Genomic DNA, 22,113 nt, shown 5'->3' with positions numbered 1-22,113 from the left:
ACTTTCTTAAAGTGTCAGGAACTTAAAGGACATGCTTCAGCTGATGAATGAACTCAACAGTCATGGCATAGACCAAGATTTCCTCGGGCAGTACGTACCACTCGTCGAATTTCTAGGCCAGGCCTTGGGCCCAAACACTGAGATCGTTCTGCACGATCTCGATGTCCCAGATCAGTCAATCATCGCCATTGCGAACGGCCACATCTCCGGCCGCCAGATTGGCGGGCCTGTAACTGATTTCGCCCTGTGGTTTATGAAACAAGGCGACGCCTCCGCCGTCCCCATGATGACCGGCTACCGGGCCGTCAACACGGAAGGCAAGATTTGCCACTCCTCTAGCTACTTCCTGCGTGATGAGACGGGCCACATGCGCGGCATGCTGTGCATCAACGTCGACATCTCGGATCTCGTAGCAATCCGCAACGCCGCCAGCTTCCTCATCGGCAACACCGAGGAAGCACCGGATAAGGCCCAAGCCTTCGGCGGCTACCCGGGAGCAAGCGCAGCCCAGGCTGCTGTGACTGCTCTGGCCCCGCAACCAGAGCCAGAGGAGGCGGTCAGCGAATCGCTGCGCGACAACGTAGAGAACCTGTTGGACTCCATGCTGGATTCCGCGATTTCTACCCAGTCCGTGCCTGTCCGACGCATGCAGCGCGACGAGCGCATCGAGGTCGTTCGCGCCCTCGAAGATAGCGGCTTTTTCCTCTTGAAGGGCGGAATCGCCGCCGCGGCAGAGCGCCTCAGGGTCTCCGAGCCGACCATCTACCGATACTTGGTAAAGGTGCGTAGCTAGTGGCCCCAAAGGCCAACTGCAAGGCCAAACTGCCCATGCCATGAGTGAGCCCTCCCCCGTATGCGGGGAGGGCCTCCTTTATGTCTGCACTACTTTTGAAAAATTTTTCTAAACCGGGGAACTAAACGCGCAAGCACTTCGTTGTACCTCATGTACAAAGCCGCAACCTCAGGAGGCTAGAGATGGCTGAAAAGTCCCACACCAAGGCCGCTGACCTTGGAAACAATTCAAATGAAGAGGAGCCGGAGGTAGACCGCGGCTCACGCCGCAACCAGACCAATGACAACCCTTCCGCCGACTTGGTCCGTGTTTATCTCAACGGCATCGGCAAAACCGCACTGCTCAGCGCTGAAGATGAGGTAGAACTCGCCCAGCGCATCGAGGTTGGTCTCTACGCCGAGTACAAGCTGGCGAATGCAGAAAAGGTCACCCGCGCCGAAAAGCGTGATCTCAAAATTCTGGTCCGGGAAGGCAAGAAGGCACGCTCCCACCTGCTGGAGGCAAACCTGCGCCTGGTCGTTTCGCTTGCGAAACGCTACACCGGCCGCGGCATGCCACTTCTGGATCTCATCCAGGAAGGCAACCTGGGCCTTATCCGCGCCATGGAGAAGTTTGATTACGCCAAGGGCTTTAAGTTCTCCACCTACGCCACCTGGTGGATCCGTCAAGCCATTACCCGCGGTATGGCTGACCAGTCCCGCACCATCCGTCTGCCAGTCCACCTGGTAGAGCAGGTCAACAAGCTCTCCCGCATCAAGCGTGAGATGTACCAGTCCCTGGGCCGCGAGGCCACCAATGAGGAGCTGGCTGAAGAGTCCGGCATCGAGGAATCCAAGATCGAGATGCTGCTGCGTCAGTCGCGCGATCCTGTCTCACTCGACATGCCGGTGGGCACCGATGAGGAAGCACCACTGGGTGACTTCATCGAGGACGCCGAAGCTACCGACGCCGAATCCGCCGTTGTGGCGGCAATGCGTCACTCCGATATTCGCGGCGTCATCGACACCCTCGAGGAGCGCGAGCAAGACGTCATCCGCCTGCGCTACGGCTTGGCCGACGGTGTCCCGCGCACCCTGGATCAGATTGGCCGCAAGTTCGGCCTTTCCCGTGAGCGTGTGCGCCAGATTGAGCGCGAGGTCATGGCCAAGCTGCGTGACGGCAACCGTGCCGATCGCCTGCGTGAGTACGCACTCTAATCTTTAGCCCTCTCCTGAGAAATTCTCTTCACCCTGTCAGCCACTTCTCCTTTAATAGGCAGTAGCTGACAGGGTTTCAATCTTTTATAGGTAGAATATGTGAAGCTACACCGCGCCGAAAGCAAGAGATGCGTTTATCCCTTTCGGAAGCAGGCTCGGCAAAGTGCGGTATTGTTTAGTTATTGTTCGAAGACGCTGCGAGCCATGTCGCCCGCACCGAAAGGTGCGTTCCGGCCTTTTTGCTCACGGCGCCTTTCACCATCGTGCAGAAAGGTATGCCCACGTGAGGGACCTAGTTGATACCACTGAAATGTACCTGCGTACCATCTACGAACTTGAGGAAGAAGGCATCACGCCCCTGCGCGCGCGTATCGCCGAGCGCCTTGAGCAGTCAGGGCCCACGGTATCTCAGACCGTTGCACGCATGGAACGCGATGGCCTGCTGCACGTGCGCACCGACCGCAGCCTCGACCTCACCGCCCAGGGCCGCGAGCTCGCCACGGCCGTGATGCGCAAGCACCGCCTTGCGGAGCTTTTGCTTACCGACGTCCTGGGGCTCGACATTCACAAGGTCCACGACGAAGCCTGCCGCTGGGAGCACGTCATGAGTGAGGAAGTAGAAAAGCGCGTTGTCGCCGTGCTTTCCGACGCCACCCACTCCCCCTTCGGCAACCCCATCCCGGCGTTGGATCAATTAGGCATCGAGGTTGGCGAGGCACCGAGCGGCACCCGTGCCATCGACCTTCCCAACGGCGTAGAGACCAAAGCTACTATCACGCAGATTAACGAGATCCTGCAGGTAGATTCCGCCACCTTCCGTGATATCAACGCAGCCGGCGTCGTCGTGGGCGCGCCCGTCACCGTGGTCAACGCCAACGGTGCGGTGACCCTTACCACCGAATCAGGCGCCAAGATTGAGCTGCTCGACGATCTGGCACACGCTATCCGCATTGAGGTGAAGTAAATGAAACTCCTAGTCACTGGCGGCGCAGGCTACGTCGGTTCCGTCTGCGCGGCGGTACTGCTGGAAGCAGGCCACGAAGTCACCATCATCGATAACTTCACAACCGGCAACCGCGAGGCAGTTCCGGCGAACGCGCGCCTGGTAGAAGGCGATGTCGCCGACGTTGCCGATGAGGTGCTCTCCGAGGGCGGCTTCGACGGAGTTGTCCACTTCGCCGCCCGCTCGCTAGTTGGCGAGTCGGTGGAAATCCCTGCCGACTACTGGGAGCACAACGTTGTCACCTCCCTGAAGCTGCTCAACGCCATGCGCGCTCACGGCGTCAACAACCTGGTCTTCTCCTCTACCGCCGCCACCTACGGCGAGCCGCAGCAGGTGCCTATCACCGAGGACATGCCGACCCAACCCACCAACCCTTATGGCGCGTCCAAGCTGTCCATCGACTACATCATCACCTCCTTTGCCAAGGCTTATGGCCTAGGCGCCACTTCGTTGCGCTACTTCAACGTCGCGGGCGCTTACGGCCTCATCGGCGAAAACCGCGAGGTGGAGACCCACCTGATTCCGCTGGTGCTGCAGGTAGCTTTGGGCCACCGCGACAAGATCTTCATGTTCGGCGATGACTATCCCACCACCGATGGCACCGCGGTGCGCGATTACATCCACATCCGCGACCTCGCCGAGGCGCACCTGCTCGCGCTGGAAAGCAATAAGCCGGGCACCCACCGCATCTATAACCTGGGCTCCGGCGATGGCTACTCCGTCAAGCAGGTCATCGAGATGTGCCGCGAGGTCACCGGCCACGAAATCCCGGCAGAGGTTGCTCCCCGGCGCGCCGGCGACCCAGCCACCCTGGTAGCTTCCTCCGAGAAGATCAAGGCCGAGCTGGGCTGGAACCCCACCCGCACGGATCTGCGCACCATCGTCACCGATGCCTGGAACTTCACCAAGCAGCTCGGTGATAAGTCTCATTCCGCCAAGCGCTAAGCCACTTTGCCGTCCCGGACTTGCAGCGCCATGGAACGCGCAACCCCAGAGGAATGGCGCAGGGCTTCGGTCAGCTGGCTTGCTAGTCCCTTGCGGTAGAGCTGGTGGACCAGATTGCCGAAGGTATGCTCTGGGGCCTCCTCCAACAGGATATTCAGCGCTGGCCCTGCCAGCTGGTAGCGCTCCATCTGCAGCTGCGCGATGGCATAAAGCACCAGCGCGTTATACCGGATAACTCCCTCGAAGGTCTTCGCCGTGGCCAGCATCAGGATGGCCGCTTTGTCCGGCCGCTCGCAGAGCTTCTCGATGACCAGGTCGCGCGACCACGTGGTGGCTAGCCAGGTGGCGGCGGTCTCGAGAGCCTCGACGTCGCCAAGCGTGGCGTGTAAATCCTGCACCGCGCGCAGCTGCCACCACGCATCATCCAGGAACTCCTCAAGCGCTAACTCTGGGTCATCCTCGTAGAGCTCGATCTCCTCGCGGAATTGCTGTGCCGCGGCCCGTGCGCGCTCTGCAATCTCGCGGCCCAACACCGTTCCTACCTGGTTATTGCCCGGCGCGAGCTTGGCGTAGAGCTCCTCGCGCGTTAGCTCCGGGATAAGGTCCTTATCCACGCAGTGGTGCATGGTGGGCGCAGAAGTCAGCGGTGGAATCTTTCCTTCCTGCCAATTCTTCATCGGGCCCTTGCCCTCGTGGTTGACGGCGCCGAAGAGAATTTCATAGCTGCCGCCGGTGATGATCTCCGGGGTATGCCAGGCGGCGTCGATGTCCATGCCGTCGTTGTGCTTGTGCAAGCCGTACATCCACTCGGCCAATGCGTCGACTTCGCTGGGTGGGCGCTGGGTGATAAAGAAGGCGAAGACGCCCTCGGTGCGGTCGGTGGTAATTGCCTGCCAGACTTCCTCCGTCGCCGCCTTGGCGTCCGCGAAGTCCACGCGTGCGACGGGGCCCAACGCTATGCCGTGTGGGGAAGGCTCGAAGGTTAGAAAGACTACGGAATCGGTGGGATAGAACCCGAGCACTCCTGGTAGGTTGGCCAAAAGGTGTCCCGGGGTGTTGATCGGTGGATAGCTGTGCTGATGTGTGTCTTGCTTGCTCATAGCACTTACTATGCGCGAGCGCGCGGGCCACGCACTAGGGTCAGTTTTCCCAAACGGCCGAATCTGTGGATAACTCATCGCGATGCCACCTGCCATCCGGGGCTTTTAGGATCCTAAAGGGCGAACTTCAGGAATACTTGTTTAAGGCTCGGTGTTGAAAGCGGTAAGTGTCTTCCGAAGCTGTATTGTCGGGGCACAGGTTAAGGAGGTATCGCACGCATGCATGATGATCAAAGGCGCATCTACGAATTGGAATACCCCGCCCCAGTGGTGAAGGATTCTTCCAGTGAGGATAAAGGTCCCACGATGATCGTGGCTATGCACGGCTATGCCGATGCCGGCCAGGCGGTGGAGGCCTCTGCCGATCACTTGAAGGCCGCGCTGGAAAACCGCCAGCTCGCCTCCTTTAATAGCGACGAGCTCATGGACTACCGCTCGCGCCGCCCCATGGTCACCATTGACCATGACCGCACCGTAGAAATCGAAAACATCGAACTCGGAATCAAGGTGCTGCGTGATAACTCCGGCAAGTCTTTCCTGCTGCTTTCCGGCCCTGAGCCGGACCTGCGCTGGGAGGCATTCACCGAGGCCGTCGTGGGCATTGCAGAGAAGTTCGATGTACACGACACCATCGTTCTCTACGCCGCCCCGATGCCGGTTCCGCATACGCGCCCCACGGTGATTACTGCGCACGGCAACTCCCCTGAGTTGGTAGGCCGCATGATGAAGATTGAGCAGACCATGATGGTTCCGGGCTCGGCCGCCCTCTTCCTGGAAAAGGCACTGGATAAAAAGGGCCGCAACGTCGCTGGCTTTACCGTTTCGGTCCCGCATTACCTGGCTTCCTCACCGTATCCGCAAGGTACTTTCTCCCTGCTGAACTCGGTGTCGAATGCCGCGGGCCTCAACCTTCCTCTGCGCAGCTTGGAAGAAGACATCACGCGCGTGAACCAGCAGCTCGAGGAACAGGTCATGGACTCCGAGGAGGTTTCCTCCGTGGTCCAGCAGCTCGAGCAGCAGTATGACCACTACCACGAGCGCTACCGTAAGGAGCACCCGAATGCTTTGCTGCCGGGTGAGGAATCCGTGCCCTCCGGGGAGGAAATCAGTGCGGAGTTCCAGGCTTTCCTAGCGAACCTGGACGGTGATTCCGAGCAGCGCCACGAGGTTCTGGACAGCGAGATCGATGACCGCGAAGATGCCGCCGATCGCGCTGCAGAAGATGACGAAGATACTCAGGAAGGCGAGAACTAGCCTCTTTCCACACGGCGGCGCCTTCATCCCCTAATGTGGAAAAGGTGAATCTTTCTCAGCTGCTGCCCGATCTCGCCGAAGTTCCTGATTCCCTCGTTGACGAGGCGATTTGGGATACCTTTACTAGCTGGACCACGCAGCGCGGCATTTCGCTTTACCCGGCGCAGGAGGAGGCCTCGCTGGGTATCCTTGCTGGCGATAACGTCATCCTTGCCACGCCTACGGGCTCTGGCAAGTCCATGGTGGCAAATGCCGCGCACTTCATCGCCTTGGCGCGTGGCCAGCGCAGTTTCTATACCGCGCCGATTAAGGCTTTGGTCTCCGAGAAGTTCTTCGCCCTGTGCGAGATCTTCGGCGCCGAGAACGTGGGCATGATGACGGGCGACGCCACGGTCAACGGCAATGCTCCCATCATCGCCGCCACGGCAGAAATTGTGGCGAACATTGCGCTTCGCGACGGCGCTGATGCTGCCATCGATCAGGTAGTCATGGACGAGTTCCACTACTACTCAGAGCCGGACCGCGGCTGGGCCTGGCAGGTGCCGCTGCTGGAGCTGCCGAAGACGCAATTCCTGCTGATGTCCGCCACCCTGGGCGATACCGGCTGGTTGGAAAAGGACTTAACCGAGCGCACCGGCCGCGAGACCACGCTGGTGGCCGGCACCACCCGCCCGGTGCCGCTGGATTTCTCCTACGTGTTTACCCCGGTTCACGAGACCATCGAGGAAATCCTCTCCTCCGGTAAGGCGCCGGTCTATGTGGTGCACTTCTCCCAACGTGAGGCCGCCGAGCGCGCCCAAGCGCTGACTTCCCTATCTGGCATCATCACGCCGGAGGAAAAGGAAGCTATTGCCAAGGAGCTGGCGCACTTCCGTTTTTCCACCGCCTTCGGCCGCGACTTGTCCAAGCTTTTGCGTCGAGGCATCGGCGTCCACCACGCGGGTATGTTGCCGAAGTACCGCCGCCTCGTCGAGAAGCTTGCGCAGCAGGGGCTGCTTAAGGTCATCTGCGGAACCGACACCCTGGGCGTGGGCATCAACGTGCCGATTCGCACGGTGCTGATGACCGGACTGGCCAAGTTCGATGGTCAACGCCAACGCATTTTGAAGTCCCGCGAGTTCCACCAGATTGCCGGCCGCGCGGGCCGCGCGGGCTATGACACCGAGGGCACCGTCATCGTTGAGGCCCCAGAGCATGAGATCGAAAACGCCAAGGCGCGGCGTCGCCTCAGCAACGACCCGGCGCGGCTGAAGAAGCTTAAGAAGAAGTCCCCGCGCGATGGCGAGGTCTCGTGGTCCGAGAAGACCTTCGCCCGCCTGACCGAGGCCGAGCCGGAGCAGCTAACTTCGCAGTTCCGGGTCTCGAACTCGATGCTGCTCAACGTACTTGCCCGCCACGGCAACGGGTACGAGCATATGAAGCACCTGCTGCGTACCAACCATGACACCCGTAGCAAGCAGAACCAGGACATCCTGACCGCTATCGAGCTCTTCCGCGGCCTGCTGAACTCCGGCGTGGTGCAAAAGTCCACCAAGGGCCTGGACATTTACGGCCGGCCCTATCACTTGGTCCGCGAACTGCCTCGAGACTTCGCGCTGAACCAGCCGCTTGGGCCTTTTGCTCTCGCCGCACTCACGCTGCTGGACCCAGAGTCTGAGACTTACACCTTAGACGTCATTTCCGTTTTTGAGGCGATCCTCGATGACCCGCGCCAGGTGCTCGTAGCCCAGCAGAAACAGCGCCGCGGCGAGGAGATTGCCGCGCTGAAGGCCGACGGCGTCGATTACACCGAGCGCATGGCCATCGTTGAGGACATCACCTGGCCAAAGCCGCTGGAGGAGCTGCTCGAGCAAGCCTATGACACCTTCGCGGAGACCAACGCGTGGGTCAAGGAGTTTGAGCTGCGCCCGAAGTCCGTGGTCCGCGACATGTTGGAAAACGCCATGACCTTCTCGGACCTGGTGGCCACCTACGGCTTGGCTCGCTCCGAGGGCGTTATCCTGCGCTACCTCACGGACGCCTGGCGCACGCTCAAGCAGTCCATCCCGGAGGAATACATGAGCGAGGAGCTTGCCGACGTCGTCGTTTGGCTCGGCGAGCTCATCCGCCAGGTGGATTCCTCCCTCGTGGACGAGTGGGCGCAGATGGCCGGCGAGGATTCGCCGATTTCCCAGAAGGACCTGGAGCGCGAGCTGGCCTTCGGCGTTGAGGACCCTTCTGCCCTAACGTCCAACCGCCGCGCGTTTAGCATCATGGTGCGCAACTACTTCTTCCGTTTGGTGCAGCTTTTCGCGCTCGAAAAAGAGGATCGGCTGGCCGAGCTTCTGGACTACCTGGACGAGGTCCCCGACTTCGGCGCAGTCCTCGACGACTACTTCGACGAATACGACGACATCGATTCCGGCCCCGCCGCCCGTGGCCCGGAATTCTTCCGCGTTTCCGGCCAGGACACCCGCTTGTGGGAGGTACGCCAGGTAATCAAGGATCCTGAGGGCGATCACGGCTATCAATTCGTTGGACGCGTGGATCTCGACGCCTCCGATGCAGCCGGCGAGGTGCGCCTAGCGGAGCTGCGTATCGAGCACTAGCTTAGGAAAGGGTCTGCTACGCGCCGCCAGCGCAGCCTAACCATGCTAGACAGGCCCCTTGACCTGCGACGACAATAAGAGTCGAAAGGACAAAAGGTGAAGGCCATGGTTGATATACTCCACCCCACCGAACCACACGCGGCAAGCCATAACTCGCGGCTCAATTCGCTACGCGCAGCCGTGCTGGGCGCAAACGACGGCATCGTATCGGTCGCTGCGCTCTTGCTCGGCGTCGTTGGTTCTGGTGCCAGCGATCAAACAATCTTGACCGCTGGTCTTGCGGCCACGGTCTCCGGCGCAGTGTCCATGGCCTTGGGCGAATACGTCTCGGTGTCTGCGCAGCGCGACTCCGAGCGCGCGCTCATTGCCAAAGAACGCTGGGAGCTCGCCGAGTTCCCCGAGCAGGAGCACGCCGAACTCACGGAGATGCTGGCGGGCTACGGCATGAGTGTGGAAACCGCGAGCCGCGCGGCCTACGAAATCGCCGATAATGACCCGCTCGATGCTCACCTGCGGCTGGAACTCGGCATCGACGGCGATGACCTCACCAACCCCTGGCATGCCGCCTTTTGGTCGGCGGTCTCCTTCCTCGCCGGCGCCTTGCTTCCGATGCTTGCCATCCTCATCGCGCCTTCTGCCGCAGGCGGCTGGGCCGTCGCCCTGGTTACGCTCCTAGCGCTTGCGCTTACCGGCTATATTTCCGCCCGCCTTGCCCGCGCAGTCATCCGCCTGCTCATCGGCGGCGCCGCGGGTCTGGCCGTAACTTATGGAATCGGTACCTTGTTTGGGGTGGCCGTCGGCTAGCGCGGCGTTAAAACGCCAAAAAGGCTCGCACGATATTTCACCGTGCGAGCCTTTAAAAGTGCTTTTAGCGAGCAGCCTCAACCTGAATGGTCTGAGCGATAGCCTGGATAACGCCAGCGATCTTGACGCCCTCCCAGATCTGCTCCTTGGTCATGCCCTCTTCCTGCAGGGTCTTGGAGTGAGCAACCAGGCAGTGCTCGCAGCCGTTGATTGCGGAAACAACGGTGTTCCACAGCTCGAAGTTAGCCTTCTCCACGCCCGGCTTAGCGATGATGTTCATGCGCAGGCCGAACTTAACCTGAGCGTAGTCCTCGCCCATCCAGCCCTTGGCGCGGTATGCAACGTTGTTCATTGCCATGACGGTGGCAGCGCCCAGCGCGGCCTCGATAGCCTCAGCGGAAAGGTGTTCCTTTGCCTCTTCCATGATCTCGGAAAGAACGGTGTCGTTGCGGGTTGCGGCAGCAGCAGCCAGCATGGAGCCCCACAGCTGCTCCTCGTTCAGCTCGGTGGAACGAGTGAGGGTGCCTAGGTTCAGCTTCTGGTCCTTTGCGTACTCCGGAAGGGAAGACTTCAGGTTATCGATAGACATATCTTGTGTTCCTTAGCGTTTTTAATAAGTGTTTTTCAGAAGAAGTTCAAAGGAAAGCCCCTTCGGTTGCCCGAGGGGGCTTTGTTGTCGCGCGTGACTATCACGCGCGGTTTAGTCACCCTTAGAGAGCAGACTGAACAACGTCCATCTTGTTGATGTTCTTGGTTGGGTCATTAGCTTCCCAGTTGCAAGCGCAGACCTCTTCGGACTGCAGTGCGTCCAGAACGCGCAGAACCTCGTCAACGTTACGGCCGACAGCGTCCGGGGTAACGGAAACGAACTGGATAACGCCGTCTGGGTCGATGATGAAGGTTGCGCGGTCAGCAACACCGTCAGCGTTCTCAACGCCGAGGGCGCGGATGAGGTCGTGGCGGATGTCAGAGAACATCGGGAAAGGAACTTCCTTCAGTTCTGGGTGGGTTGCGCGCCAGTTAAAGTGAGCGAACTCGTTATCGGTGGAGCCGCCGAGGATCTGGGTGTCGCGGTCCTGGAACTCCTCATCCAGCTTGCCGAAAGCAGCGATCTCGGTCGGGCAAACGAAGGTGAAGTCCTTCGGGTAGAAGAAGACGACCTTCCACTTGCCCTCGTACTTGTCCAGGGAAACCTGCTCGAAGTAATCCTCAGGCTGGTTAGCGTTAACGTCGTGCAGGTCGCCGCCCTTCAGTGCGGTGAGCTCGAACTCTGGGAACTTCTCGCCAACGGTCAAGATAGGCATATGAAAGACATCTCCTTATTAGATGTTGAATCAAAATTCTGGGCTGCGCATCTTCCAGCGCTTGTGGGGCCTAAAGCCCCGCCGCAGCCAAGTATGCCAACATCCGTTGCGCATGTCAATAGGAAATCCTATCGATGGATGTTAAAGTTATAGGCATGCACAATAAAGAGTACCGTCCCACACTCGCTCAGCTGCGAACATTCGTCACCATCGCGGAGAACAAACACTTCGGCACCGCCGCCGCAAAGCTGGAAATCTCCCAGCCTTCCCTCTCCCAAGCCCTCGTGGCCCTCGAACAGGGCCTTGGAATTCAACTCATCGAGCGCTCCACGCGCAAGGTAATAGTCACCGCCAACGGCGAAGAGCTCCTGCCCTACGCTAAAGCAACGCTCGAGGCCGCCGATGCGTTCCATGCCCATGCCCGCGGTGCCCACGGTACCCTCACTGGGCTGCTGACCATCGGCGTTATCCCCACCATCGCGCCATATATCCTGCCTACCCTGCTGCGGTCTATCACCGAGACCTACCCAGAACTCGAGCCGCGCTTCGTGGAGGAGCAGACGGAGCACCTTTTGGGCAAGCTGCGCGACGGCCAGTTAGATCTTGCCATCATCGCCCTGCCCTCCGAGGCCGCCGGCATGGTGGACGTGCCGCTGTACACGGAGGACTTCGTCGTGGTCACCGACAACAATGATGCCCTGGCAGGCCGCGAGGACCTCACCCCTGCAGAGTTAGATAGCCTGAAGCTTTTGCTTCTCGACGACGGCCATTGCCTCCGCGATCAAATCCTCGATCTGTGCCGCCGCGCGCATATCAACGCGTCTGAGGCCACTAACTCAGTTACTCGTGCATCCTCTTTGACCACCATCTTGCAGCTAGTTATGGGCGGGCTGGGCGCTACTTTGGTTCCGGAATCGGCCATTGCCACCGAGTGCACCAACCCGCACTTACAGGTCTCGCGCTTCGACCCAAGCGTTACCGCTGAGCGCGAGGTGGGCCTGGTCTTCCGCAGCTCCGCTGCTCGCGCCGAAGAGTTCCGCAAGTTCGGTGCTCTGGTTACCGCAGCCTTCGAAGAAGCCCTGCAGCGCTCGCGCAACGTATAAAAAATTCCTCGGCTCCTTGATTGGAACCGAGGATTTTTCTTTTATCTCTAGGCCTGTACATAGCGGCCAGCACACTGGCGGAACAAGTGCGCCTCAGCCAGCAAGGAAACTGGAGCGAAGATGAAAAGGCCCAGACCAAGCGTGAAGATACAAGCGATACCCAGGCCGAACATCATCAGCGTATACAGCAGCAGCTGCATGTAGTTGGCCTTGCCCGCCATGAAGCCCTTCTTGATGGAATCGCCGATGGAGTCACCGTCAGCTGCGAACCATGGCATCAGCTTGTACAGCGGAGTGACCAGCCAGCCGATGATGACCATCACTGCCAGGATGCCGAAGACGGTGCCAGCAGCCGCCAGAGCTGCATCCTCGTCCTGAACGTCCGCGCTGGTGAGCGTGGCAAAGGCCGCGCCACCAAAGACCATGACGGCCAAAATCATGACCACGAAGGACACGAGGGCGATGATCAGCAGCATCAGGAAGGTATTGCCCCATCGTACGTCCTTACCGATGTAGGACCAGCCAGTCTTCAGATCATCAATCTGGAACAGCGCCAGACGCATGACGAACAAGGAGACCAGCAGGGAAATCACCTGCGTGATCACGTTGGAGAAGATATTGCCCGTGAACGCGGCGTTGCCGTCGCCGTTGGAGGCCAAGATGAATCCCACAACGGCACCGAAGATGCCGAATACAGCCAACATCAAAAGCGAACCCAAAATCCACAGCTGCCAGTTACTAAAGACCGTGCGGAATGCCCAGCCGATAGCCTTCGTCGCAGAAACCGGGCCGTTGTAGCCCACGCCGCCCTGTGGCTGCTCGTCGTAGCCAGCGTTCCCGCCCGCGTTGTAGCTACCGTAGGAAGGCAAGCCGTAGTCAGGACGGTCCTCCGGGTGGTTGGTTGGCTCATAACGCGGGAAATCCTTGCCGTCGCCTGCAGATCCAAAAGGTGAAGACATCTTCAATCCCCTCTATTTAAATTCATTTTCTTTTTCCTTGATCGCACCCACCCTATCAACATTTCCCGCCGCTTACGACGACTAGTAGAATTCACAACCAGCTATGACGACTTCTTCAACGCCCACCCGCGACGAGCTTTACGCCGCTCTCGACGAGGTTTCTACCAAAGATGCCCGCGCTTTCCGACGCCGCCTTCGCAAGGCCCGCTCGCCCCAAGCCCTCACCGCAATCGGGGGCGATATCCAACAAGCCCGCGAGCGCGTCGCGCTAATCGACGCCGCCGTTCCCCCTATTTCCTACCCCGAGACCCTTCCGGTTTCCGGCCGCAAGGACGACATCGCAGAAGCCATCCGCGATAACCAGGTGGTCATCATCGCCGGCGAGACCGGCTCCGGTAAGACCACGCAGATCCCTAAGATCTGCCTCGAGCTAGGCCGTGGCCGCAAGGGGCTGATCGGCCATACCCAGCCGCGTCGTCTAGCCGCGCGCACCGTCGCCGAGCGTATCGCGCAGGAGATGGATCAGAAGATCGGCGAGTCCGTGGGCTACGCCATCCGTTTCGATGATCGCGTGTCTGCTACCACTGCCGTGAAACTAATGACGGACGGCATCCTGCTCGCGGAGATGCAGCGCGACCGCTTCCTGAATGCTTATGACACCATCATCATCGATGAGGCTCACGAGCGTTCCCTCAACATTGATTTCCTGCTGGGCTACTTAAAGCGCCTGCTGCCTAAGCGCCCGGATCTCAAGGTGATTATCACCTCCGCGACCATCGACCCAGAGCGCTTTGCCCAGCACTTCGCAGACGGTGAGGGAAAGCCCGCGCCCATCATCGAGGTCTCCGGGCGCACCTACCCGGTGGAAATTCGCTACCGGCCGCTCGAGTTCGAGGCTGGGGGCAAGGTCGTCGATCAAGATCCGCTAGACGGCCTGTGCGAGGCCATCGAGGAGCTCATGGCAGAAGGAGAAGGCGACATCCTCTGCTTCTTCCCCGGCGAGCGCGATATCCGCGACGCGCAAGAGGCCATCGAGGCGCGCAAGTGGCGCGGCGTTGAGGTCACCCCACTGTTTGGCCGCCTGTCCAACGACGAGCAGCACCGCGTCTTTTCCGAGCACCGCGGCCGCCGCATCGTGCTGTCCACTAACATCGCAGAGACCTCGCTGACGGTCCCGGGTATTCGATACGTGGTAGACACCGGCACCGCGCGTATCTCGCGCTATTCCACCCGCACCAAGGTCCAGCGCCTGCCCATCGAGCCAATTTCGCAGGCCAGCGCCAACCAGCGTTCCGGCCGCTGCGGCCGTGTTGCCGACGGCATTGCCATCCGCCTGTACTCCGAGCAGGACTTCGCCTCCCGCCCAGAATTTACCGACCCCGAAATCCTGCGTACCAACTTGGCCAGCGTCATCCTGCAGATGATTTCGCTGCGCCTAGGCGATATCTCGGAGTTCCCCTTCGTGCAGCCGCCGGAGAACAAGGCCATTCGCGATGGCCTGCTGCTCCTCCGCGAGCTCGGCGCCCTGCACTCGCAAGAGGAAAAAGACGGTCTTCCGGTTCTCACCGACATCGGCCGCGACCTTTCCCGCATCCCCGTCGACCCCCGTATGGCGCGCATGCTCGTCGAGGCCCACCGCTCCGGTTGCTTGGAAGACGTCATGGTCATCGTCGCGGCCATGACCATCCAAGACGTTCGCGAGCGCCCCCTCGAATACCAAGCGCAAGCCGACCAAGCCCACGCGCGCTTTAAGGACGCCTCCTCCGACTTCCTCGCCATGCTCAACCTGTGGGATTTCCTCAAGGACGCCCGCACCGAGATGAGCGGCAATGCCTTCCGCAAGCGCATGAAGAAGGAATTCCTGCACTACATGCGCATCCGCGAGTGGTTTGACTTGGTGCGCCAGCTTAGGGACGTCGCCAAGCAGCTCGGATGGAACCAGCAAGAAGCCACCGAACGCCGCCCCGATGACATCCATATGTCGCTTTTAGCGGGCCTTTTGTCCAACATCGGCGCGCGCGATGGCAACTCCAAGGAATTCCACGGTGCCCGCAATACTCGCTTCCTAGTCTTCCCCGGTTCCGCGCTGGCGAAGAAGCCGCCGGAATTTCTAATGGCCGCCGAACTCCTCGAAACCTCGCGCCTGTGGGCACGCGACGTTGCCGCCATCGACCCCGCGTGGGTGGAAAAGCTCGGCGCGGACCTGCTACGTCACAACTATTCCGATCCCGTGTGGTCGCGCAAGCGCGCCGCCGCCGTGGCCACACAGCGCTCGACGCTCTACGGCGTGCCCATCGTGGTAGACCGCACGGTGCCCTATCACCGCGTCGACCCGACGGCCGCACGCGACATGTTCATCCGCTCTGCGCTAATTGAAGGCGAGTGGAATACCCACCACCACTTCTTCCATGACAACGTGAAGAAGCTGGAAGAGGCCGCCGAGTTTGAGGACAAGGCGCGACGCCGGGGTCTGGTGGTTTCGGAGGACACTCTCTTCGATTTCTACGACACACGTATCCCCGCCAAAGTCACCACGGGCCGGCACTTCGACTCGTGGTGGAAGAAGCAGCGTCACAAGACCCCAGACCTGCTGGACTTCGACCCGGAAAAGCTTATCGAGGAAGACCACGACGTCACCGAGGAAGCCTTCCCGGACAGGTGGCTGAAGGGTTCGATTGACTATGACTTGAGCTATAAGTTCGAGCCCGGCGATCCCCTCGATGGCGTCACCTTGATGGTGCCCGTGCCGTTGCTTGCAGGGCTGGATACGGAGGGTTTCGACTGGCTGGTGCCGGGGCTGCGCCTGGAGTTGGTCACGGAGCTAATCCGTTCCCTGCCGAAGGCGTTGCGCCGCACCGTGGTTCCCGCACCGGAGTTCGCAGAGCGTGCCCTGCCGCGTCTGCTTCCTTATGAAGGCCCCCTGACGCAGCAGCTTGCCGACGTCCTCCGCGAGCTCGGCGGCCAAGGGATCAACGCTTCCGACTTCCGGCCTTCCAGCCTGCCGCCGCACCTGCAGATGAACTACGCTGCGGTGGATAAGCGCGGGAAGGTTATCGATTCTGACCGGGACCTCGCAGCGCTCGTGCAGCGCCAGGCGGGGCACATCAAGTCCTCAGTCTCGCGGGTCGGACGCAAGTCTGAGTCGAAGGCCGTCAAAGAGTGGACGCCGGAGACGCTCGGCACTATTGACGAGGAAGTCCAAACGGTGGTTGACGGCCATGAGGTCACCGCGTACCCCGCGCTCGTGGCAACCGCGGACGGCGTTTCCCTGAAGGTTCACCCCACCAAGGCCGCTGCCGACGCTGCTATGTTGACCACCACTCTGACGCTGCTCCTGCGGGAGATTAACGTCAATCACCAACAGATGGTCAAGGGGCTGCCCTTGCAGCAGCGAGTGGCTGTCGACGCCTACCCGCACGGCGGCGCCGAAGGCCTCGTCGGCGATGCGCGGGTGGCTGCCATACGCGATCTCATGGTCGAAGCCGGCGGTGCGCCTCGGTCGCCGGAGGGCTTCGCCAAGCTTCGCGACGTCGTCAAGCCCCAGGTGCCTGGCCGCGTCCGACAATCCGTGGTGGCAATCGCACCAGGGCTTGCCGAGTATGCGAACCTGCGCGCCGAGCTCAAACAATGGGAAGGCCCTGCCATTGACGATATGCGCGAGCAGCTGAAGTTCCTGCTTCCCGAAAACGCCATCACCTTGCATGGCATGGCTCACCTGCGCCATCTGCCGCGCTACGTACAGGCTATGCGGATTCGTCTAGATGAGATGGGAATAGACCCGGACAAAGACGCGGACCGGCAGGCCGAAGTCGACGAGGCCAAAGCGTACCTCAACAATCGCCTGCGCAACCTGCCCGCCGGGCGTGCCAAGACCCGCGAGGTCAAGGACATCTACTGGATGGTCGAGGAACTACGCGTCTCACTTTTTGCTCAGCGCCTCGGCACCGCGCACCCGGTATCCTTGCGCCGCATCCAAAAGGCGGTGGACAAGCTCCGCTAAGCACCGCGCCGTCTAGCTTCAGATGCGGCCATACGCCGTTCGCCGCCATCCGCAAACGAGCACCAGCCCTCGGCTGGCACTGCGGCTCTTAAAAGTTATCGCGGTCGCGGCGGCGCATCAGGCGAATTTCGGATTCGAAATCGTCGGCGCTTTCGAAGGACTTGTAAACGGACGCGAAGCGCAGGTAGGCCACCTCATCAAGGTCACGCAGCGGCTCGAGGATTGCAAGGCCAATGTCGTTGGCGTTGACCTGGGAGGAGCCGTGGCTGCGCACGGTCTCCTCTACTTCTTGGGCGAGCTTTTTCAAAGCGTCGTCGCTGACGTCGCGTCCCTGGCAAGCGCGACGGACGCCGCGGATTAGCTTGTCGCGGCTGAACGGCTCCGCCAGACCGTTGCGCTTAACCACCAAAAGAACCGCTTTTTCCACCGTGGTGAAACGGCCTTTGCAGGAGGCGCACTCGCGCCGACGGCGGATGGCGGTGCCGGCGTCGACTACACGAGAGTCGATGACTCGCGACTGTTCATAATGACAAAACGGGCAGTACACCGCACGGTTCCTTTCACTTTCACGTCATCCACCTCCCACACGTGGAAGGCAGGCGTTAAGACCGCATTTAGTGTACTGCCCAAACAACTGGGGATGCCATTTTCCGGCCGGCATCCAAGCCGAGTGATTACTTTCCCACACCAACAGCGCCGCACGCCCACAGAACCGCACGCCAAGGGCTCCGCCTAGCCAAACGCGCGACGCCAAACGCGCGACGGCAGCTAACGCGCGACGGGCTAGCGTGCAGCGGCGGCTAGTGCGTAACGCCTGCCTGGACTACTTGGGTGTTCTCAGTGTGGACAGCACCAGTGTCAGCAGTCAATCCTCCGAATACAGTTCCGACGAACACGGCTGCACCAAAGACAGCGCCCAACAGATAATTCGCACGATTCGACTGCGCACGCGAATATTCTGGCTCGCCATGACCAGCGGCTTCAGCATTCGCGCAACGGCGGATAGGGGCACCGTATGTTCGATTATCCACGCTAAGAGTTCGAACATCGTGGGGTGTTGTGGCTACCCCAGCGCGACGGACATCGTAGACATCTGCATCCCAAACAGAGGCTGCCGGCACGACGCGAGCGCGGTACGCGCGGCGAGCGTTAGTGGAAGTAACATGGGTGGAAGCGGTGTTGAGAGCGATAGCCATTGTGAGATCCTCCAGTGTTTGTACGTTGCGATTAACTGATGGTTGCAGAGTACTTTTCTGCTGCGACACGTTCGAAAAGTTCCATCGCTAATCCGTTCGAATTAGTTGCTATGTTCGATTTATAACAACTTTTCGAAAGTTTGTCCACACCTCCGGCAAATTTCTCGAACATTTGTCCCCCAGGTGGTAGAAAAGAAGGGAGGTTTTTCGAAAATTCGAGCAACCCAAGTTCAAACAACCCAAGTTCGAACAACCCAAGCCGCGACGGAAGCCGCGCGGCAACTTCCAACCCCGCCGAGGAGAAACCGTGCCACGCAAGCCAGCTAAAAATTCCGCTAAGCCCGACATCAGCTCCCTTTCGCCGCGTCAACGCCGCATCCTCGACGTCATTCACGACGCAGTCATGCTCCGCGGTTACCCGCCAAGCATCCGCGAAATCGGCGACGCTGCCGGCCTCCAGTCCACCTCTTCCGTGGCCTATCAGCTCAAGCAACTAGAAGAAAAAGGCTTCCTACGCCGCGACCCAAACAAGCCCCGCGCCGTCGACGTACGCCACCTCAATGAGGAAGAGCCCAAGAAGCCAGGACGCAAGGCCTCACCCAAGGAAGAACCGCAGCAGCCTGTCGACGCCACCCCAGAGGACGCTTCCGCAGTTTCCTATATTCCGGTGGTCGGCCGCATTGCCGCAGGTTCGCCGATTACCGCCGAAGAAAACATCGACACCTACTTCCCCATGCCTGATGACGTAGTTGGCAACGGCGAGCTATACATGCTCCAGGTTGTGGGAGACTCCATGCAGGACGCAGGCATCCTCAACGGTGACTGGGTTATCGTTCGTTCGCAGTCGGTGGCCGAGGAAGGCGAGTTTGTCGCCGCGCTTCTCGACGGCGAGGAAGCCACCGTCAAGGAATTCCACCGGGATTCCTCGGGCGTGTGGCTCCTGCCCCACAACGATGCTTACTCCCCAATCAAGGGTGACGATGCAGAAATCATGGGCAAGGTAGTTTCTGTATTCCGCAAGCTCTAATCACCCACTTCTGTTGCTTCAACGCCGGCCAACGGTTGCCCGAAAATACCCCCTTTTATGCGTAATTTTCCGGTTGTCCATTGGCCGGCGTTTAATGTCACATTTTGCAAATCTGCAGCTAAAGAAAATTTCGGCGATCGCATGCAAGATTGGCGATATGTGAAACTCTTTGTTTCGTTCCGATTCGTAGGGATTTCTGGAAAACTAGAGACAAGCCAGTATTATTCCGGCAACAGCTTCCGCTTACCCCCAATAAACGGAGGTTGTCTAGCCCCCACCCCGTTCCTGGGCAGACCTTTGGAGGACCCTATGTACGCAGAGGAGCGTCGCCGTCAGATCGCCTCCCTCACCGCAGTTGAGGGACGCGTCAACGTCACCGAGCTTTCCGAGCGCTTCGACGTCACCGCTGAAACCATTCGTCGCGATCTCGCGGTTCTAGACCGCGAAGGCGTTGTACACCGCGTGCATGGCGGCGCTGTGGCCTCTCAGTCCTTCCAAACCGCAGAGCTGACCCTCGACACCCGGCAGCGTTCCGCTACCGGCGCCAAGATTGCCATCGCACGCGCCGCCATGCAGTTCCTCCCAGACGCCGGAGGCAGCGTCTTCCTCGACGCGGGTACCACCACCAATGCCCTGGCAGACCTCATCGGCCAACAATTCGCCGCAGGGCAATTTTCGATAGTTTCCAATAGCTTGCCCATCTCGCTTTCCTTGGCAAGCAACGGCGTTCCCGACGTTCAGCTGCTCGGCGGCACCGTCCGCGCCATCACCCAGGCAGTCGTGGGCGATACTGCACTGCGCACCATGGCGCTCATGCGTGCCGACGTCGCCTTCATCGGCACCAATGCGCTCACCCTCGACCACGGCCTGTCTACCGCAGATTCCCAAGAGGCAGCCATCAAGTCTGCCTTTGTCACCAACGCCCACAAGGTCGTGGTCCTCTGCGATTCCTCAAAACTCGGTAACGATTATTTGGTCAGCTTCGCCTCTATCGCGGATATCGACGTCGTCATCACCGATTCCGCCGCACCAGAAAGCTTCATCGAGGCGCTTCGCGAGCGCGAAATCGAAGTAGTCATCGCCGCCGATAAGTAGCATCGGCACATACAAAAATAGCCCCGCAAAAAGCGGGGCTATCGTTATGTTTTAGAATTCGTCCAACAAAGAGAGCGCTGCCGCTCGGGCTTCGGATGGACCCTCGGCGTTGATGGCGGCGTCGGCAAGCTTTTGGCACTGCTCGAACGTCAGCTCCGCAAGCTGGGCGCCCACGCCGGCGACAGCCGTGGAAGCCGCCGACAGCGAGTTCACGCCCAAGCCAGTCAGCACGCAGGCAAGCAGCGGATCCGCTGCCGCCTCGCCGCATACGCCAACCGGAACATCGTTATCCTGGCCCACCACGCAGGTGTGCTGGATAAGGCGCAGCACCGCCGGCTGCCATGGGTCAGTAAGATATGCCAGCTGCGGGGAAAGACGATCCGCTGCCATGGTGTACTGCGTCAAGTCATTGGTACCAATAGAGACGAAGTCTAGATGCGGCATGATGGTATCGGCCATCAAAGCCGCTGCGGGAACCTCAATCATGGCGCCCGCAGTAAGGCCACGCTCGCGACAAAGACCCGCGAACCACTTCGCCTCAACGGCGGTAGCGACCATCGGCGCCATAACCCACGTCGGAGCATCGTAGCCACGGTCTGCGGAAGCCTTCGCAATGGCATCCAGCTGGCGAGTCAACAGCGCCTCGTTATCGCGCGCGATACGCAGACCACGCACGCCAAGCGCAGGGTTTTCCTCGGAAGACAGGGTGGCATAAGAAATCGGCTTATCTGAACCCGCATCCAAGGTGCGAACAACCACCTTGGAAGACGGGAAGGCGTTAAAGACCTTCCCATAGATGCGCGCCTGCTCATCCACCGTCGGCTCCTCGCTCGCAGAGAGGAAGGAAAGCTCAGTGCGGTAAAGACCAATGCCCTCTGCCTGGGAGTCCGACGCGATGCGCGCCGCGTTGCCGTCCGCGACGTTAGCCAAAAGCTGCACGCGATAGCCATCCTTAGTTTGCGCTGGGCCACGCCACTGCGCCACTCGCGCAGCCTTCTCGCGGTATTCCTCTACCGCCCGCAAAGACTCCTCGCGGTCTGCGCCCAAGTTCACTGTGCCAATAGAGCCGTCCACGAACACGAGCGTGCCGGCCTCAATGTCACGCAGCTCCGCGCCCGCGGCCACGATACATGGAATATCCAGCTGGCGGGCAATAATCGCCGTATGGCTCGTCGGGCCACCGAGCTCGGTGACCAAAGCCTTGATGTGTGCGGTGTCGAGGGTTGCGGTATCTGCGGGCGCGAGGTCATCAGCAAGCAGCACTGCTTCCCCGTTGACCATCGGCAGACCTGGCTCCTGCTCGCCACGCAGCTGCGCAATAACGCGGTCGCGCACGTCCTTTAGGTCCGTCGTGCGCTCGGCCATCACGCCGCCTGCTGCTTCAAACATGGTGACAAACTTCTCAGTCGCGCTCGCGGTTGCGTACTCCGCCGGCCGGCCTGCACGGATGGACTTGCGCACCGCTTTGTGCCAGCCGCGGTCCTTGACCATGCCGGCGGTAGCGCCCAGCACCTCAGCCGCCTGGCCTTCTGCGCCGGCCGCACGCTGCTCGAGGCGGCTTGCCACGATATCGACGGCCTCTAGGAAGCGGTCATACTCGCCGTCGCGCTTTTCTTCGTCGATTAGCTCCCCAGCAGTGGGCAGTTCTGGACGAGGACGCACCCACACGGCCTCGGCGTATGCGACACCGGCAACGACGCCAGTGCCCTTGATGGTTGATTGAGATTCGTTTTCCATCACACATTC

Annotated in this window: 18 protein-coding genes; 11 read left to right on the top strand and 7 right to left on the bottom strand. The window is 60.3% G+C overall.

The window, feature by feature from the left end:
- Positions 1-43 precede the first annotated feature (43 nt).
- From HMPREF2692_RS10785 to galE, 4 genes are all read left to right on the top strand, one after another.
- Positions 44-793, top strand: coding sequence for a helix-turn-helix transcriptional regulator (locus HMPREF2692_RS10785; RefSeq protein ID WP_235591267.1), 750 nt, complete (start codon positions 44-46; stop codon positions 791-793).
- Positions 794-975: 182 nt separating this feature from the next.
- Positions 976-1,989 (top strand): sigma-70 family RNA polymerase sigma factor, encoded by a 1,014-nt coding sequence (locus HMPREF2692_RS10780; protein WP_070823593.1) that lies wholly within the window; start codon positions 976-978, stop codon positions 1,987-1,989.
- Positions 1,990-2,272: 283 nt separating this feature from the next.
- Entirely contained in the window at positions 2,273-2,953 is a 681-nt protein-coding gene (locus HMPREF2692_RS10775) for a metal-dependent transcriptional regulator (RefSeq protein WP_061922962.1), read from the top strand.
- Positions 2,954-3,937: a UDP-glucose 4-epimerase GalE gene (galE, locus tag HMPREF2692_RS10770; protein ID WP_070823591.1), complete on the top strand. Its 984-nt coding sequence runs from the start codon at positions 2,954-2,956 to the stop codon at positions 3,935-3,937.
- Here galE and HMPREF2692_RS10765 read toward each other — a convergent pair.
- On the bottom strand, positions 3,934-5,037 hold the full coding sequence (locus tag HMPREF2692_RS10765; protein WP_070823589.1) for a DUF4192 domain-containing protein: 1,104 nt from the start codon (positions 5,035-5,037) through the stop codon (positions 3,934-3,936). The two genes, galE and HMPREF2692_RS10765, sit on opposite strands and share 4 nt — an antisense overlap.
- Before the next feature lie 219 nt (positions 5,038-5,256).
- Here HMPREF2692_RS10765 and HMPREF2692_RS10760 point away from each other — a divergent pair, with 219 nt between their 5' ends.
- From HMPREF2692_RS10760 to HMPREF2692_RS10750, 3 genes are all read left to right on the top strand, one after another.
- The gene (locus HMPREF2692_RS10760; protein WP_070823588.1) at positions 5,257-6,291 is read left to right on the top strand and encodes a PAC2 family protein; all 1,035 of its coding nucleotides are present in this window, start codon (positions 5,257-5,259) and stop codon (positions 6,289-6,291) included.
- A gap of 44 nt (positions 6,292-6,335) precedes the next feature.
- Complete coding sequence (locus tag HMPREF2692_RS10755) at positions 6,336-8,879, top strand: DEAD/DEAH box helicase (RefSeq protein WP_070456725.1); 2,544 nt, start codon at positions 6,336-6,338, stop codon at positions 8,877-8,879.
- Positions 8,880-8,984: 105 nt separating this feature from the next.
- Positions 8,985-9,683, top strand: coding sequence for a VIT1/CCC1 transporter family protein (locus HMPREF2692_RS10750; protein ID WP_070823677.1), 699 nt, complete (start codon positions 8,985-8,987; stop codon positions 9,681-9,683).
- 64 nt (positions 9,684-9,747) lie between these two features.
- Here the strand turns inward: HMPREF2692_RS10750 and HMPREF2692_RS10745 are convergent, their stop codons facing one another.
- Both HMPREF2692_RS10745 and HMPREF2692_RS10740 read right to left on the bottom strand, forming a co-directional pair.
- Positions 9,748-10,272 (bottom strand): alkylhydroperoxidase, AhpD family, encoded by a 525-nt coding sequence (locus tag HMPREF2692_RS10745; RefSeq protein ID WP_061922980.1) that lies wholly within the window; start codon positions 10,270-10,272, stop codon positions 9,748-9,750.
- 121 nt (positions 10,273-10,393) lie between these two features.
- Positions 10,394-10,987 carry a peroxiredoxin gene (locus HMPREF2692_RS10740; RefSeq protein ID WP_061922987.1) on the bottom strand — a complete coding sequence of 198 codons (594 nt, stop codon included), beginning with the start codon at positions 10,985-10,987 and terminating at the stop codon, positions 10,394-10,396.
- A 155-nt stretch (positions 10,988-11,142) separates the two neighbouring features.
- Between HMPREF2692_RS10740 and HMPREF2692_RS10735 the strand changes: the two genes are divergently transcribed.
- The gene (locus HMPREF2692_RS10735) at positions 11,143-12,090 is read left to right on the top strand and encodes a hydrogen peroxide-inducible genes activator (RefSeq protein ID WP_070823676.1); all 948 of its coding nucleotides are present in this window, start codon (positions 11,143-11,145) and stop codon (positions 12,088-12,090) included.
- A gap of 47 nt (positions 12,091-12,137) precedes the next feature.
- On the opposite strand, the gene HMPREF2692_RS10730 is transcribed toward HMPREF2692_RS10735, so the two are convergent.
- The gene (locus HMPREF2692_RS10730) at positions 12,138-13,049 is read right to left on the bottom strand and encodes a DUF2189 domain-containing protein (protein ID WP_070456494.1); all 912 of its coding nucleotides are present in this window, start codon (positions 13,047-13,049) and stop codon (positions 12,138-12,140) included.
- A gap of 103 nt (positions 13,050-13,152) precedes the next feature.
- On the opposite strand from HMPREF2692_RS10730, the gene hrpA reads away from it, so the two are divergent.
- Positions 13,153-17,049, top strand: a complete 3,897-nt coding sequence (hrpA, locus tag HMPREF2692_RS10725) for an ATP-dependent RNA helicase HrpA (RefSeq protein WP_070433215.1) — start codon at positions 13,153-13,155, stop codon at positions 17,047-17,049.
- A gap of 88 nt (positions 17,050-17,137) precedes the next feature.
- On the opposite strand, the gene nrdR is transcribed toward hrpA, so the two are convergent.
- Positions 17,138-17,596 (bottom strand): transcriptional regulator NrdR, encoded by a 459-nt coding sequence (gene nrdR, locus HMPREF2692_RS10720; protein ID WP_061922995.1) that lies wholly within the window; start codon positions 17,594-17,596, stop codon positions 17,138-17,140.
- Positions 17,597-17,849: 253 nt separating this feature from the next.
- Positions 17,850-18,245 (bottom strand): hypothetical protein, encoded by a 396-nt coding sequence (locus HMPREF2692_RS10715; protein ID WP_070433216.1) that lies wholly within the window; start codon positions 18,243-18,245, stop codon positions 17,850-17,852.
- Between the two features lie 307 nt (positions 18,246-18,552).
- Here HMPREF2692_RS10715 and lexA point away from each other — a divergent pair, with 307 nt between their 5' ends.
- Together lexA and HMPREF2692_RS10705 are read left to right on the top strand one after the other, a co-directional pair.
- Positions 18,553-19,272, top strand: coding sequence for a transcriptional repressor LexA (gene lexA / locus HMPREF2692_RS10710; protein WP_070823587.1), 720 nt, complete (start codon positions 18,553-18,555; stop codon positions 19,270-19,272).
- Positions 19,273-19,581: 309 nt separating this feature from the next.
- Positions 19,582-20,367: a DeoR/GlpR family DNA-binding transcription regulator gene (locus HMPREF2692_RS10705; protein ID WP_061923004.1), complete on the top strand. Its 786-nt coding sequence runs from the start codon at positions 19,582-19,584 to the stop codon at positions 20,365-20,367.
- 51 nt (positions 20,368-20,418) lie between these two features.
- Here HMPREF2692_RS10705 and ptsP read toward each other — a convergent pair whose 3' ends face one another.
- Positions 20,419-22,104: a phosphoenolpyruvate--protein phosphotransferase gene (ptsP, locus tag HMPREF2692_RS10700; protein WP_070588406.1), complete on the bottom strand. Its 1,686-nt coding sequence runs from the start codon at positions 22,102-22,104 to the stop codon at positions 20,419-20,421.
- Positions 22,105-22,113 lie beyond the last annotated feature (9 nt).

Origin of the sequence: Corynebacterium sp. HMSC036D03 (assembly GCF_001836185.1) — a bacterium.
In the GTDB taxonomy this organism is placed as follows: domain Bacteria; phylum Actinomycetota; class Actinomycetes; order Mycobacteriales; family Mycobacteriaceae; genus Corynebacterium; species Corynebacterium simulans.
This window is presented reverse-complemented; position numbering and strand designations above follow the sequence as displayed.